The sequence below is a fragment of the Eubacterium sp. MSJ-33 genome (assembly GCF_022174665.1).
In the GTDB taxonomy this organism is placed as follows: Bacteria; Bacillota; Clostridia; order Lachnospirales; family Lachnospiraceae; genus Coprococcus_C.
Window position 1 is genome coordinate 734466 of sequence record NZ_CP076562.1, and the last position, 15635, is coordinate 750100.

At 43.5% G+C, this 15635-nt stretch carries 10 protein-coding genes; 1 reads left to right on the forward strand and 9 read right to left on the reverse strand.

The window, feature by feature from the left end; all coding sequences use genetic code 11:
- Window positions 1–29: 29 nt before the first annotated feature.
- The 3 genes from KP625_RS03380 to KP625_RS03390 form a co-directional block, all read right to left on the reverse strand.
- Window positions 30–1424 carry an MATE family efflux transporter gene (locus KP625_RS03380; protein ID WP_238299343.1) on the reverse strand — a complete coding sequence of 465 codons (1395 nt, stop codon included), beginning with the start codon at window positions 1422–1424 and terminating at the stop codon, window positions 30–32.
- Between the two features lie 122 nt (window positions 1425–1546).
- A complete protein-coding gene (locus KP625_RS03385; protein ID WP_238299345.1) occupies window positions 1547–3949 on the reverse strand; it encodes a GH36-type glycosyl hydrolase domain-containing protein in 2403 nt (800 codons plus the stop codon).
- A 134-nt stretch (window positions 3950–4083) separates the two neighbouring features.
- On the reverse strand, window positions 4084–6171 hold the full coding sequence (locus KP625_RS03390) for a polyribonucleotide nucleotidyltransferase (protein ID WP_177969297.1): 2088 nt from the start codon (window positions 6169–6171) through the stop codon (window positions 4084–4086).
- Window positions 6172–7086: 915 nt separating this feature from the next.
- Between KP625_RS03390 and KP625_RS03395 the strand changes: the two genes are divergently transcribed.
- Window positions 7087–7860 (forward strand): hypothetical protein, encoded by a 774-nt coding sequence (locus KP625_RS03395; RefSeq protein WP_238299347.1) that lies wholly within the window; start codon window positions 7087–7089, stop codon window positions 7858–7860.
- Window positions 7861–8376: 516 nt separating this feature from the next.
- On the opposite strand, the gene KP625_RS03400 is transcribed toward KP625_RS03395, so the two are convergent.
- From KP625_RS03400 to KP625_RS03425, 6 genes are all read right to left on the reverse strand, one after another.
- The gene (locus KP625_RS03400; protein ID WP_238299349.1) at window positions 8377–8892 is read right to left on the reverse strand and encodes a type II secretion system protein; all 516 of its coding nucleotides are present in this window, start codon (window positions 8890–8892) and stop codon (window positions 8377–8379) included.
- A 138-nt stretch (window positions 8893–9030) separates the two neighbouring features.
- The gene (locus KP625_RS03405; RefSeq protein WP_238299351.1) at window positions 9031–10077 is read right to left on the reverse strand and encodes a type IV pilus twitching motility protein PilT; all 1047 of its coding nucleotides are present in this window, start codon (window positions 10075–10077) and stop codon (window positions 9031–9033) included.
- 1320 nt (window positions 10078–11397) lie between these two features.
- The gene (locus tag KP625_RS03410) at window positions 11398–11562 is read right to left on the reverse strand and encodes a hypothetical protein (protein ID WP_238299353.1); all 165 of its coding nucleotides are present in this window, start codon (window positions 11560–11562) and stop codon (window positions 11398–11400) included.
- Between the two features lie 52 nt (window positions 11563–11614).
- A complete protein-coding gene (locus KP625_RS03415) occupies window positions 11615–13300 on the reverse strand; it encodes a GspE/PulE family protein (RefSeq protein ID WP_238299364.1) in 1686 nt (561 codons plus the stop codon).
- A complete protein-coding gene (locus tag KP625_RS03420) occupies window positions 13284–14072 on the reverse strand; it encodes a hypothetical protein (protein WP_238299365.1) in 789 nt (262 codons plus the stop codon). Before KP625_RS03420 ends, KP625_RS03415 begins: the two co-directional genes overlap by 17 nt.
- A gap of 13 nt (window positions 14073–14085) precedes the next feature.
- Entirely contained in the window at window positions 14086–15612 is a 1527-nt protein-coding gene (locus tag KP625_RS03425; protein WP_238299367.1) for a hypothetical protein, read from the reverse strand.
- Window positions 15613–15635 lie beyond the last annotated feature (23 nt).

Below are 15635 nucleotides of genomic sequence, written 5' to 3' on the forward strand. Positions count from 1 at the left end.
TAATATATTCCATTATAAGCAAGATGTTATTATACCATTTGTACCAACCAGACGTCACTCTTCACCATAAAAAATCCGATTGTCGCCTTAATTAATTCTGTTGCCTGTACCAAAAAATACACGCTCACAATGCCAAGTCCCGTAAAATGCGCCAGCACATACGCACACGGAACAACAATTACCCACGTATACACGGAGTCAAACAAGAACGTAACCAATGTCTTACCACCCGACCGTAAGGTGAAATAAAAAGTATGGCTCATGGAACAAATCGGCATCAAAAGTGCAGATATACTCATGAACGATGTAGCAAGCATCTTAATTTCATCCGTTGTGTTATAGATATGTGGGAAAAACCTGCCAACTACAAACATCACTGCTGCAACAAGGATACAACAAAATACACTGAACACGATCATCTTATTATCAGCGTCTTTCGCCTGTTCCAATTCTCCAGCTCCCAGATACTGTCCCACAATAATGCTTATGCAGGCACCAAGCTGAATATATACAATATTAAACAGATTCGTTATTGTCGTTGCAATGTTTAAACCGGCAACCACTTCGAGTCCACGCACCGAATAGCACTGTGTCACTGCTGTCATTCCCGCCGCCCAAAGAAGTTCATTCAGCATAAGTGGAAATCCTTTGATTAAAATTGCCTTAAATTCTTCTACCGGCATACCGAATCCCCGGTATGCACCAATCAAATACTTATTCTTTTCTTTATGGGTATGTGCCCAGATCACGATAATTGCAGCTTCTATATAACGAGCCAGTATCGTTGCAAGTGCTGCTCCCATAACACCAAGTTCTGGGAATGGTCCAATCCCAAATATCAGCAGATAATCTAACACTGCATTGCTACCAACTGCCACAAAACTTGCAACCATCGGTACAAATGTCTGTCCGGTTTCCTTAATGTTAGTCGCATATGACTGTGTAATCGCAAAAGGAACCAGACCTATCATCATAATGGACAGATACTGTTTTCCATACCGCAACGCAACTTCTGTTGCACCCGTTCCTGCCGTGTCCGTAAGATACAGCGATATCAGATTCCCGCCATTCGTGACAAATAACGTAATTGCAAGTATTGTCACAAACATAGTTGCATACAGTTTAAATCGGAATGAGTACATATGTCCCTCATGGTTTCCTTTTCCAAAATACTGTGCGCCAAAAATACTTGCCGCCGACGCCGCGCCAAAGATTGCCAGATTATATACAAAAATCAGCTGGTTTACAATCGCGACACCAGACATTTGCTCGGTGCCAAGCTGTCCGACCATAATATTATCTAAAAAACTAACCAGATTTGTAATCGCATTCTGTAAAATCATCGGCAAAGCAAGTAGTAAATATCGTTTATAGAACGCACGATCACCAATAAAATTTTTGATTTGAAATTTTCTTTTTTCCATTTCAGCAGATTCCCCCTTCCTATATTTAATAATAACGAGTCATACGACAAAATATGGTGGGCATAGAATCTACCCACCATATCACATAATCATAATATTATATTTACGTCTTATATCTGCAATTACATCGTCAGAACAATCTCATTTACATCTGCAAGCTCGCTTGCCGCAATGTAGTTATCATTCATTTCCTTGCCATTTACAACAAGACTTGTATAACCGCTCTCTGCGCCATTTGGATTCTTTACAACAATATGAAGCTTCTTTCCGCGGAAGTCCTTGTTGATCTCGAATTCCTTCCAGTCAGATGGAATCGATGGTGCAATACGAAGTCCGTCGAAGTCCGGACGCATACCAAGGATACCCTCGACACATCCAACCATAACTGTCGATGCTGTACCGGTCAGCCAGTGTACATGTGCTCTGCCCTCGAATGGGCTTTCTGAACTCTCTGTAAACTGTCCATGGCAATATGGCTCCAGCTTTCTGATCTCTGCCTTATCATTCATGGATGCAGGTGAGCTCTCTGTGAAATACTCAAATGCACGGTTTCCATGTCCCATCAGAGATTCTGCCAAGATGATCCAGCCCTGCGGCTGTGAGAAGATACCACCGTTTTCCTTTGTGGATGGATTGAACAAAAGCATCAATGCTCCCTCAAACGCATGATCCACATAGGATGGTGCCATCAGACGTACGCCATATGGTGTATTTAATTCTCTATGTACAGACTCCAGTGCCTTCTCTGCCTGATCCTTTGTAGCAAGGCCACTGATAACTGCCCATGACTGTGGATTCAACCACATATTTGCCTCAGGATCATGTTTAGAACCGATAATCATGCCGTCTTCCTTGTATCCACGGATATAACGATCATCCTCCCAGCACTTTGTCTGAATGATATCGCCAAGTTCCTTCTGAATCTTATCCAGATATGCGATATATTCTGTATCATTTTTCTGCTTTGCGAAGATACGGAGCACGCTCATCGCATAGTAAAGCTGCATTGCAACAAATGTTGACTCGCCCTGCTTGCCAAGACGTAAGCAGTCATTCCAGTCTGCATGCAGACCTGCCGGCATACGATTGTTTCCAAGATGATTCATAGAGAAATCAATCGCTCGCTTCAAATGCTCATATACCGTACCCTCTCCGCCATTTGCGAACAGGATTACCTCATCGATAAAGTCTGTATTTCCAGACTCTGCAATATACTTATAAACTGTTGGGAACAGCCACAATGCATCATCTGCACGGTATGCCGGATGTCCGGTTGCACGTACATAAGACTCATCATCCGGTGTATCCTCATGACCTGCATTATGATCAAACTTTACAAGCGGAAGTCCACCGCCATTGTCTACCTGTGCAGACAACATGAAACGGATCTTCTCTAGCGCCATTTCCGGTGCTAAGTGAATCACACCCTGGATATCCTGAACGGTATCACGGTATCCGTATCCATTTCGAAGACCACAATAGGAAAATGATGCGGCTCTCGACCAGATAAATGTCATGAAACACTGATATGCATTCCATGTATTGATCATCGCATTGAATGATTCACTTGGTGTCTTTACCTGGAAATGAGACAGTTTTCCATGCCAGTATTCCTTCAACTCCGCAAGCTCTGCTTCACTCTGTGCATGCACATCTGCATAGCTGTTCATCACTGCCTCTGTCTCTGCATCATTCTTCATACCGAGTACAAATGCAATCTCCTTGCTCTCGCCCGGTGCGAGTGTGATCTTAGTCTCCAAAGCGCCGCAGGCGTTACTGTTATAATTGAGACTATTTCCACAATCACCGTTTTCAACACCGGCCGGATTGCCATAACCATGATATCTGCCAAGAAACGCTTCCTTATCTCCGGCATAGCTTGCAACCTCTGCGCCAGCCAAACCAAAGAATCTTGTAAATGCAACACTTCCGTTGATGGCCGCACCCTTATTCACGTTCTCATTGATTACCTGCTTGATGCGGTTTCCCATAAAATACGTTCTTGTGATAAAGAGTGTATACTGCAGATTGACCTGATCCTGCTCATAGTTGTTATCATTTGTAAATTCACAGTAACCAAAGACGGACAGGTTACGAGGCTTGTCAGAATCATTCGTAACCTTCAACTTCCATACCTCATGTGTCTTATCAAGTGGTACATAGTAAAGCACAGAGCTCTTGATGCCTGCATATTCTGCATTCATATACGTATAGCCTGTACCGTGATGACACTCACTCTTGTAGCTGTCCAAATCTTTTCCTACCGGCTGCCAGGAAGCTGACCAGTAATCTTTGCTGTCATTGTCACGCAAATAGATATATCTGCCCGGCTGGTCAAAGCTGTTGAAGATATATCGAAGAATTCTTCCGTTTGCACCAGACTTTACAAAGCTATATCCACCGGCATTGTTGGAAATGATTGCGCCGTATTCCGGAGAACCAAGGTAGTTCGCCCAAGGTGCCGGTGTGTCCGGTCTGTCAATCACATATTCCTTATTTGCCTCATCAAAGTATCCATATCTCATGAGGTACCCTCCCTAATTTATAGTTTTTTGCTTTAGATAAGTAGTGCATAATCACCATCTTATACAAACGCATCGCCTGTTTTAAGAAATGGCAATTATGCACAACTCTATTTGAAACCTATTTAATTCGTTTTTTACTGCTCTGCGTCCTTCAGGCTCAGGCTGATCTTACCCATACGGTCAACCTCAAGAACCTTAACCTTGACTACATCGCCGATATTTACAACATCCTCTACCTTCTCTACGCGGCGATCTGCCAGCTTAGAGATATGAATCAAACCGTCCTTATTTGGTGACAGTTCTACGAATGCACCGAAGTTCATGATACGAACAACCTTACCTTCGTAAGTCTTACCAACCTCGATTGGGTCTACGATAGAACGGATGATCTTTAATGCTTTGTCCATACCTGCCTGCTCAACACCGCAGATAAATACATTTCCATCATCATCGATATCGATCTTAACGCCTGTCTCTTCGATAATTGCGTTGATTGTCTTTCCTCTCTGTCCGATGATCTCACCGATCTTCTCCGGATCAACCTTTGTCTGGATAATCTTCGGAGCAAGTTCGCCAACGTGATCTCTTGGAGCTGCAATAGCCGGCTTCATACATGTATCCATGATGAAAAGTCTTGCCTCACGACATCTTGCAATCGCGCCCTCTACGATTGGACGTGTCAGACCATGAATCTTGATATCCATCTGGATTGCTGTGATACCTTCGGTTGTACCTGTTACCTTGAAGTCCATGTCGCCGAAGAAATCTTCGAGTCCCTGAATATCTGTCAACAGTACATAATCATCATCTGTCTCACCGGTTACAAGACCACAGGAAATACCTGCTACCATCTTCTTGATTGGAACACCTGCAGCCATCAGTGACATACAAGATGCACATGTGGAAGCCATAGATGTAGAACCGTTTGACTCAAATGTCTCAGATACGGAACGGATTGCATATGGGAACTCGTCCTCACTTGGAAGTACAGGAACAAGTGCACGCTCAGCAAGTGCGCCATGTCCGATTTCACGGCGTCCCGGTCCTCTGGACGGCTTTGTCTCACCAACAGAGTATGATGGGAAGTTGTAGTGATGCATATATCTCTTAGATGTAACGTTTGTGTCAAGGCCATCTAACTTCTGCGCTTCAGAAAGTGGAGCCAATGTTACAACGTTACAGATCTGTGTCTGTCCTCTTGTGAACATAGCAGAACCATGCACTCTAGGAATGATATCAACCTCAGCAGCCAGTGGACGGATCTGTGTGATCTGTCTGCCATCCGGACGCTTGTGATCCTTCAGAATCATCTTACGGACTGTCTTCTTCTGATACTGGTAAACAGCCTCATCAAGAACTGCCAGCCAATCTTCCTTATCTGCAAATGCCTCTTCAAGTTTCTCCTTGATCTGGCGGATATTCTCCTCACGCACCTGCTTCTCATCCGTAAAGACTGCCTCTTCCATTGCTGCCGGCGGAACAAGCTCCTTAATTGCCTCAAACAGTTCTTCCGGAACTGCGCAACTTGTATAAGAATGCTTTGGCTTACCACACTCAGCTACGATCTTATCGATAAATGCGATTACTTTCTGGTTTAACTCATGGGCTGCATAAATAGCCTCGATCATCTTCGCCTCCGGCACTTCGTTCGCACCAGCCTCAATCATGATAACCTTATCTCTTGTAGATGCAACCGTAAGCTTCAGATCTGACTCCAGATTCTGTGTAGAATTTGGGTTGAAGATCAGTTCGCCGTTGATCATACCAACCTGTGTCGTTGCACATGGACCATCAAACGGGATATCAGAAATTGCTGTTGCAATGGCTGAACCAAGCATAGCGGTAAGCTCTGGAGAACACTCCGGATCTACTGACATAACCATGTTATTAAGTGTAACATCATTTCTGTAATCCTTTGGGAACAATGGTCTCATCGGACGGTCGATAACACGGGATGTAAGGATTGCATTCTCGCTTGCCTTACCCTCACGCTTGTTGAATCCTCCAGGGATCTTTCCAACAGAGTACATCTTCTCCTCATACTCAACTGAAAGTGGGAAGAAATCGATACCATCTCTTGGTTTTTCTGATGCAGTTGCTGTTGAAAGCACAACTGTATCTCCGTAGTGCATCAAAGCTGCACCGTTTGCCTGCTTTGCAACTCTGCCTACATCGACACGCAAGGTTCTTCCGGCAAGTTCCATCTCAAACTTCTTGTACATAATAAATTCTCCTTGAAATATTTTTTTCTGCATTCAGACTCCGAAACGACTGAAAACACCACTTTGTGTCAGAAAATGATTTTTTCAGTTGTCTCGGTTTTGTCTTCATGCAATCTTTTAGATTATACCATCTATTTCCTTTGGCTTCAAGATAGGAATGGATGAAATATGGGATTTTTTGCTTGTGATTTTTGTTTGGAGGCTGTTATGTTTGGTGGTGTCTGCTTGCTGTGGGTTTTTCTGCTTGCTTTTCATGCCCTACGCCCACGCTATGGGTTTCCCCGCCTACTTTTCTACTCCCACGCCCAGTTTCCTCTCCGCGACATATCGATTAGCTTCCAGGGTGGGTTTTCTCGCTTGCTTTTCTTCTCCTACGCCCACGCCGTGGGTTTTCCCTGCCTACTTTTCTGCTCCCTCGCCCAGTTTTCTCTCCGCAACATATCGATAAGCTTCCAGGGTGGGTTTTCTGCTTGCTTTTCACTCCCTACGCCCACGCTATGGGTTTCCCCGCCTACTTTTCTGCTCCCTCGCCCAGTTTTCTCTCCGCAACATATCAATTAGCATCCAGGGTGGGCTTTTCTGCTTGCTTTTCTTCTCCTACGCCCACACCGTGGGTTTTCCCGCCTACTTTTCTACTCACACACCCAAGTCAATATATTCGTCAAAAGAAATTATGTATTTTCTGTGATAAAATCATGTATCCCATTTACGAAACAACACATATATGCTACATTAAACACAACTCGTTTATCGAGTTTAAGCGCATCGTATTTCATACAGAAAATCTGTTTTACAATCCAGATTTTCACCCATCCACACAGACTACATTTTACCGTGTTGTCTGACAATTCCACATGTTTTCGTATTAAACCAGCTATATAAATACAATCATTTTAATACCCATTATGAAAAGAGGTGTTTATCATATTTATACAAAATATTCTTGAACAACAAAAACAACTAAATAGAAGAATCGAAAACTATAAGAAACTAATCAGCAGATTTCCAGCTGGAAAACTACAATGTTTCAAGAACGGAAAGCATATCAAATCATACAAAGTGAATGGCAATCTGAAAAAATACATTCCAACCAAAGAATCTGCCACTATTGAGAAATTAGCTTTAAAGAAATATTATGAAAGTTGTCTGGATGATTGCATCAAAGAAAAAACACTTCTTGATCAATTTATTCAAGATGTTCAAACTTTGCCGAATACATCTCAGAAGCTTCTGGCGACGGATTCAAATTATCACACATATTTAGCTAAGGCACTAATCCCTGACACATGGGCAAGTGTTCCATATGAGCAAAACCCATATAAGCGCGAAGACCTCATCCACAACACGTTTTCCGGAATGAAGGTACGCTCAAAATCAGAGGAAATTATAGCAAATATTTTATTCACAAACCATATTCCGTTTCGATATGAAGCACCGCTCACACTAAACGGAGCAACCATGTATCCTGATTTTACAGTTAAAAATCCAAAGAATAATTCCTATACTTATTGGGAGCATTTGGGGTTGATGGACAAAAAGGAATACAAAGATCATGCCATGGAGAAAATCAGTACATATTGTGACTGCAATATCATTCCGGATGTTAATCTGATTCTAACTTATGAGACACAGCAGCATCCGCTCGATTCCAGTTGGGTGCAACAATTGGTAATGCGGAATTTCATGTAGAGTTTGGCTTAATTAGAATCCAGCTTGTCTTTTTGTTGTAAATAAGTTCACCCCGGAAACCTTTTTTACAAGTTTCCGGGATGGGTTTCTGTTTGTTTTCTGTTTTGGTTTTTCTAGCTTGCTTTTTTCTTCCTCGGGTGTCACCACATCGCTATCGCTCTGTATATATCGTCGGGAGCACCCTAAATATGTGTTTCGCACATATGCGCCCTCCTCGCACTCATGTCGTGTTTTTTCCGCTTACTTTCATGCTCCCACACCCGGTTTTCGTTCCGAAACTGCACGATTAGCTTTCAAGATGGGTTTTCTCGCTTGTTTTTGTTCTCCTCGGGTGTCACCACATCGTGGATTTTCCCGCCTACTTTTCTACTCCCACGCCCAGTTTTCGTTCCGGGGCTATGCGATATGTTTCCAGAGTAGTTCTTTCTATACGTCTATTTTTCATTTCACAACTCTTACGATAATATATAAAAAAGCTTCGGAACAATATCCGAAGCTTTCAAATCTTATAAAATATTAATTATCATCGTTTGTTGGCCCATTACCGCTCAACACAATCGTTTTTCCAAATGTATCAGCCGAAAAATCTGCGTATGTAGCATCCCATGAACCAGTTCCGTTAGTAGAGTTATATGTATAATAAATCCACTGACCACCTTCTTTGTACGCAACAGCTCTTACAGTAAATTCCTCATGGTTGTTTGTAACGCCTGTTGCACTCTTACCTGTTTTAATTACTGCAGATTCACACTTACTTACATCTGCTGTTGCCATAACCTGATTTACAAACGCTGCATTTTTGCTAGAATCAGCCAAATCAGCTACCTTAGATCCCTTTGCATACTCGCTTGAAAGCTCTGCCTGTGCGGCTGTAAGTACGCTCTTACCATTCAATACAATCTGCTGCCCCTTTGCTCTGTCAATATAACCAAGCAATGCTGGTACGAGGATTGCTGCCAAAATTGCGAGAATTACGATAACAACAATCAGCTCTACCAAAGTAAAACCTTTGTTTTCTTTCATTTTTTTCATAATCATTTCCTCCTTAGTTCTTTTGTTTTTTTGATATGAAAAATCTTTATAAAGTATAGCAAAATCTGCTATTACTATCAACTTTTTTCTCTCTTTTTTGAGAGATATTCTTTTGGTATTTTTTACCACATTTTGAATTTACAAATATTGATCAAGCTCTGCAACATCGTTCGAATATTTGTACGCCATCTGACGGTTAATCATACCGCTCTGAACCAAACGGGACAAATCACCATTTAATGTATGCATGCCAACGGATGAACCGGACTGCATCAGGGATCCAAGCTGGTGACATTTGTTCTCACGAATCTGGTTGCAAACCGCATCCGTACCAACTAAGATTTCTGTTGCTACAACACGTCCATTTCCACGCGCATTCGGAATCAGGCACTGGGTAATAACTCCATTTAGAACGCTTGCAAGCTGTGTCCGTACCTGATTCTGCATTCCTGCCGGACATGCATCAATAATTCGGTCAATCGTCTGCGCCGCACCTGTCGTATGAAGAGTGGACATAACCAAATGTCCGGTTTCTGCAGCGGTCAGTGCTGCCGAGATTGTCTCGTAATCACGCATCTCTCCTACCAGAATAATATCCGGATCTTCACGGAGTGCGCTTCGAAGTGCGGATGCGAAGTTTGTGACATCTCTGCCCACCTCTCTTTGATGGATGAGTGCCATCTTTCTGTCGTATACATACTCAACCGGATCTTCAATCGTAATGATATGTTCCGGGCGATTTGCATTGATATAATCAATCATAGAAGCCAGTGTGGTTGATTTACCGGAACCGGTCGGTCCTGTCACAAGAATCATGCCTCGCGGCTTATCTGCCAGTTCCCGAAGCACGCTTGGAAGTCCAAGCATCTCCATCGACGGAATCGAAGAATTGAGCAGTCGAATTGTCGCCGCCATCTTACCATCCTGCTTGAACACATTCACACGCTGACGGTTACCATCCGGGGTACGGATTGCAAAATCCGCATCTATGCCCCGCTCGAGATTCTCCCGCTGTTCATCGGTCAGAAGTTCTGCGAGCATCGCGATAATCTCGCCATCACTTGGATTGGTCGGTGCATTCTGCAAGCGGCCGTTGATTCGATACATAAGTGTCATCCCTACTGTGATATGAATATCCGAGCATCCCATTGAACGCGCTTCCATAATCATCTGATCTATCATCATATATATCGACCTCCTCTCGTATTATTTAATCTTTTTATTATGTTTTTTTATCATAATTTTTACTTGTTTTTTCTTCTACCTGCCAATCAGCTTCCGGTTTGGTTTTTCTCGCTTGCTTCTCTCTTCCTACGCCCACGGCACGGGCTTTCAAGCTTAGATTCTTACTTTCACGCCCAATTTTTTCTCCGCTACCTGCCCATTAGCTTCCAGTTTGGGTTTTCTCGCTTGCTTTTCTCTTCCTACGCCCACAACATGGGCTTTCAAGCTTAGATTCTTACTTTCGCGCCCAGTTTTCTCTCCGCCACCTACCTATTAGCTTCCGGTTTGGGTTTTCTCGCTTGCTTTTCTCTTCCTACGCCCACAACATGGGCTTTCAAGCTTAGATTCTTACTTTCACGCCCAGTTTTCTCTCCGCTACCTGCCCATTAGCTTCCGGTTTGGGTTTTCTCGCTTGCTTCTCTCTTCCTACGCCCACGGCATGGGCTTTCAAGCTTAGATTCTTTTACTTTCACGCCCAATTTTTTCTCCGCTACCTGCCAATCAGCTTCCAGTTTGGGTTTTCTCGCTTGCTTTTCTCTTCCTACGCCCACAACATGGGCTTTCAAGCTTAGATTCTTACTTTCACGCCCAGTTTTCTCTCCACTACCTGCCTATTAGCTTCCAGTTTGGGTTTTCTCGCTTGCTTTTCTCTTCCTACGCCCACAACACGGGCTTTCAAGCTTAGATTCTTACTTTCACGCCCAGTTTTCTCTCCGCTACCTGCCAATCAACTTCCAGTTTGGGTTTTCTCGCTTGCTTTTCTCTTCCTACGCCCACAGCATGGGCTTTCAAGCTTAGATTCTTACTTTCACGCCCAGTTTTCTCTCCGCTACCTGCCCATTAGCTTCCGGTTTGGGTTTTCTCGCTTGCTTTTCTCTTCCTACGCCCACAACACGGGCTTTCAAGCTTAGATTCTTACTTTCACGCCCAGTTTTCTCTCCGCTACCTGCCAATCAACTTCCAGTTTGGGTTTTCTCGCTTGCTTTTCTCTTCCTACGCCCACAGCATGGGCTTTCAAGCTTAGATTCTTACTTTCACGCCCTGTTTTCTCTCCGCTAACTGCCCATTAACTTCCGGAATGTGTTTTTCTGCTTGCTTTTCTTTCAAAAAGCACATGCCGTGTGTTTTCTGACTTCGATTCTCGCTTTTTCACACACTCTTCTCTTATCTACCTGTCAATCAGCTTCCGGAATGTGTTTTTCTGCTTGCTTTTCTTTCAAAAAGCACATGGCGTGTGTTTTCTGACTTCAATTCTTGCTTTTATACACACTTTTCCCTTCTCTACCTGGCAATCAGCTTCCGGTTTGTGTTTTTCTGCTTGCTTTCCTCTTCAAAAAAACATACCGTGTGTTTTCCGACTTCAATTCTCGCTTTTTCACACACTTTTCCCTTCTCTACCTGCCAATCAGCTTCCGGTTTGTGTTTTTCTGCTTGCTTTTCTCTCAAAAAACAACTTTCTAAATATGTGCTTCAAACATACAATTTTCCCGTTCTCATCCTACTCATAATAAGACACGCGCAACAGTTCATCCACCGTTGTCGTACCATTTTCCACAAGTTCAAGTGCACTCTTCTTCAAAGTGCTCATGCCCTGTTCCTGTACAGCATATTCCTTGATATCCTCAACGGAAGCGCCCTTCGTAATCATCTCACGCACCTTCTTGTCAATCATTAAGATTTCATGGATGGAAATACGTCCCTTATATCCTGTGTTGTTACACTGTCTGCAACCCTTGGCATGCTTGATCTGAGGAAAATGTATGCCTGCGATTGCTTCCTCCTGCTCGGTCATCGGTCCCCATTCGCCACAGAATGGACACACCTTACGCACAAGTCTCTGTGCCACGATACCAACCAGAGAGCTGGCAATCATATATGGCTCCACTCCCATGTCTGTCAATCGAACAACCGAAGATGCTGCATCGTTCGTATGTAACGTAGAAAGCACCAAATGTCCGGTGATTGCGGCACGGACAGAAATCGATGCGGTCTCTGCATCACGCGTCTCACCAACCATGATAATATCCGGATCCTGCCGAAGCAAGGCACGAAGCCCAACCTCAAACGTCAGTCCCGCGGTGTTATTTACCTGCATCTGATTGAGTTTTGCCACATTCTTCTCGACCGGATCCTCAATAGTCGAGATATTTACACTACGCTTTGCAAGCTCTTCAAGAATCATATACAGTGTCGTTGATTTACCGGAACCAGTCGGCCCAGTCAAATAGATAATGCCGTTTGGCGACTGCAGCATCCGCATGACAAGCTTGTAGTTTCGCTCTGTCATACCAAAAGTTCCCATATGATCAATCGAACCTGCCGATGCAAGAAGTCTCAAAACTGCCTTCTCGCCGAATACAGTCGGAATCACTGACACACGGACATTCAGGTTCACGCCTTCAATATTGATACGGAAATGTCCATCCTGCGGAATTCTTCTTTCCGCAATATCAAGGTCTCCGAGAATCTTGATACGTGCCAGCAGGGAATTGTGAATATTCTTTTGCAGCGTCATGAAATCGCAGATAACACCATCCATACGCATTCGCACACTTGTATGGTTCTCAAACGGTTCGATATGAATGTCGGAAGCATTTGAGTTATAGGCACGGACAAGCAGACTGTTGAACAGGTTGATAATCGGCGTATCATCATCGCCTTCCTCCACACTAATCTCCATAACCTCACTTGTCTGCGTTGTGTTCGCGGATGCCTTCTGTGCTGCCTGTCTGGCAGACACTTCAGAATAATAATACTGAATTGAATTTTCGAGTGGTGCCTTCTCACACAAAGAAATATGTACTTCCCGGCCGACAATCTGACGAATATCTTCAATTCCATAGAAATTCAAAGGATCATCCACTAGAAGATAATACATCGTATCCTCTACCTTGTATCCCATCATATTATATTTCTCAGCAAGAACACGTGGAATCATCTCCACCGCCTTCACATCCACTGACAAATCAGAGATATTGACAACATCATAATTCAGACGTTTTCCAAGTGCTTCTAACATCTGTTTTTCTGTGATAAAGCCAAGCGCAATCAGCGCTGCACCAAGACGGACACCTTTGTTCTCCTTCTGGTATGCAACCGCCTGATTAATCTGGTCTTCGTTGATATAACCAAGCTCCTGCAATACATCACCGATTCGGATATTTTTATTACTGCGCATTTCCATCGTCCGGCACCTCCTCGTACATGTAAATCTCCAGTGTCAATGTCAAAACGCGCTCGGTCTTGATATCGTACTCGCCTTCCTCTGTCAGGTTCGTGATACTCCGCTCCTCGGACCATGAATAATTACACACACGAATCTTCTTGTCGCTGTTCGAAAGATCTTCAATCAACCGAAGCAGATCACTCTCTTTTCCACCCATACGAAGTGTCACCGTAGCATTATATATGCCGGTTGTTACCTCTTCATCAAATGCCGGAAGTGTACTCATTTCACTGTCTGTTGACATACCACCGCTCTCCTCGGCAGCCTCTATCTCGGAACGTTCTGCCTTTGCACCTTGCGTAGACTCTGTTGTAGTAGTCTCTTCCTGTGCCGCAAGCATCGCCGCACGCTTTGAATTCACATATGGTTCCAAAGATGTTTCTTCCTGTGGCATCTGGATGGACAAGTCATAAGAAGAAAGGTTATATCCCAACACAAGCTCGGTAAAATACTTATCAATCTCCGCACTCTCCATCATCGGGAAGAATGATTCACGTACCTCCTGTATCTCACTTGAACACCGCTCGTTATCTGCCTCCATCATCGGCACCTGCATGAGTTTCAGCTCATTTTCTTCCTGTGTTTCTTTCTGTGCCGTAATCTCTTTGTTTGTATTTACGATACCCTTTACCACCGGGTAGATTCCCCAATAGCCGATACAGACTACAATCACAAATATAGAAAGCATGATCAGGAGGTTTTTGTCTTTTTGTGTCATTTCTAACTTCATAACGGTTTCCTCCTTATTCTGATTCTGTATCACCGGCATCCGGAAAAACAATTGTTTCTGTTGTTTCCGGATGTGCATCCGTATCGGTATGTCTGCCTGCAGACTCTGCCAATGTACATGTTACATGAATATCCCACATTTCATCAGATTCCGCAAATGAATATCCGGTATAATCAACATTACTGAATATATCCACACCACAAAGATTGCGGATAAATTTATTAATATTATCCACGGTATCGGCACGCGCTGTCATCGTCAGTACACCCACATCTGCATCGAACGAATTAAAGGTCACTGTTGCAAGTCCCTGTGCACAATCGTTAACCTCTTTCATCACCTCACGGTTGCAGACCGGATACGTGTATAAATTCTGATTTACTCCCACGATTGCATTGTATTGGTTCATCAGATATGAGGTTTCCTCCATAAGCACATCATACCGCGCGACCTCCATGATTGTCGCAGGAGATTCATTATAATCCTTCAACTTCTGCAATTCCTGTTTTTTGAGTGTGCGTATAGTAATACATACGGCAAATCCCACAAGCATCACAGCAAGAGTAATCAGAATCGCCAGAAATCCCTTTCCGATTCCACCCGCTTCCGTATCCTTCTTTTTTCCGGCATGATAGCCATCCAGGAAGTTCTGTTTGCCTGCACTTCCTGTAACCAGACCACTGATCGGATGAAAATGTGCCTGTACATCCAAACCATTTGTCATTACATGCGTATCTGTAAATGTTTCCACCCGTGCGTAAATATCAAGCTGTGAAATCGCGTTCTGATATAACGGCAGATCCTGTGGATTCACACCGGCAAGCAAAACTGCTTCAATCGGATAATCCAACTGATTTGCCTGCATAAACTGGCGGATCTGGCTAACGGAACGTGCGATATCCTGTGCATAGTCCTCAGTTCCCTGATCATGAAAACAACGAGTACTGTTGAAATAGTAAAATTCTCCGTTTACCCAGAGAATTGTTGTAATCGTCATACGGTCTGCAATCTGCAGGACAAATGTCTTATACTGCTGTGCCGACGTCAATGCAGTCAGACGGATCAGACTACTCTCACCGGAATAAACCGCTTTGAGCTTTACGCCAATCTCTGTAAAAATATCCACATAATCTTTGATAAAATCGGTCGTGATAATTTCAGCATAAATTTTCTTTGTTGCTTTATTCTGTCCGATCAGAAAATATCCGCAGATATAATCCTCTCCCTGTTTGATATCTGTAAACTCACGGTTGATAAACTCTTCTGTCTTCTTCGGGTTGAGCAGAGGCATCTCAATATTTTTGCCGATAAACTTCGTCGAATTAATGACTAAGATCACATCCTTCGTTGGAAGATTATGTGTCGTCCAGAAATTCTGCATGAAGCTCACGAATGCATCCGTATCCATGATCATTCCATTGATGATGCAGCCATCCGGTGCATCTTCTGTGTAACAATCCGCGACAGAAATCTTTCGATTTCCGGGAGTACCGGTGATCACTTGTATCTGTTGGTTTGCCAGATAAATGACTGTACTCATATGTATGTTCTCCTTCCATGGTA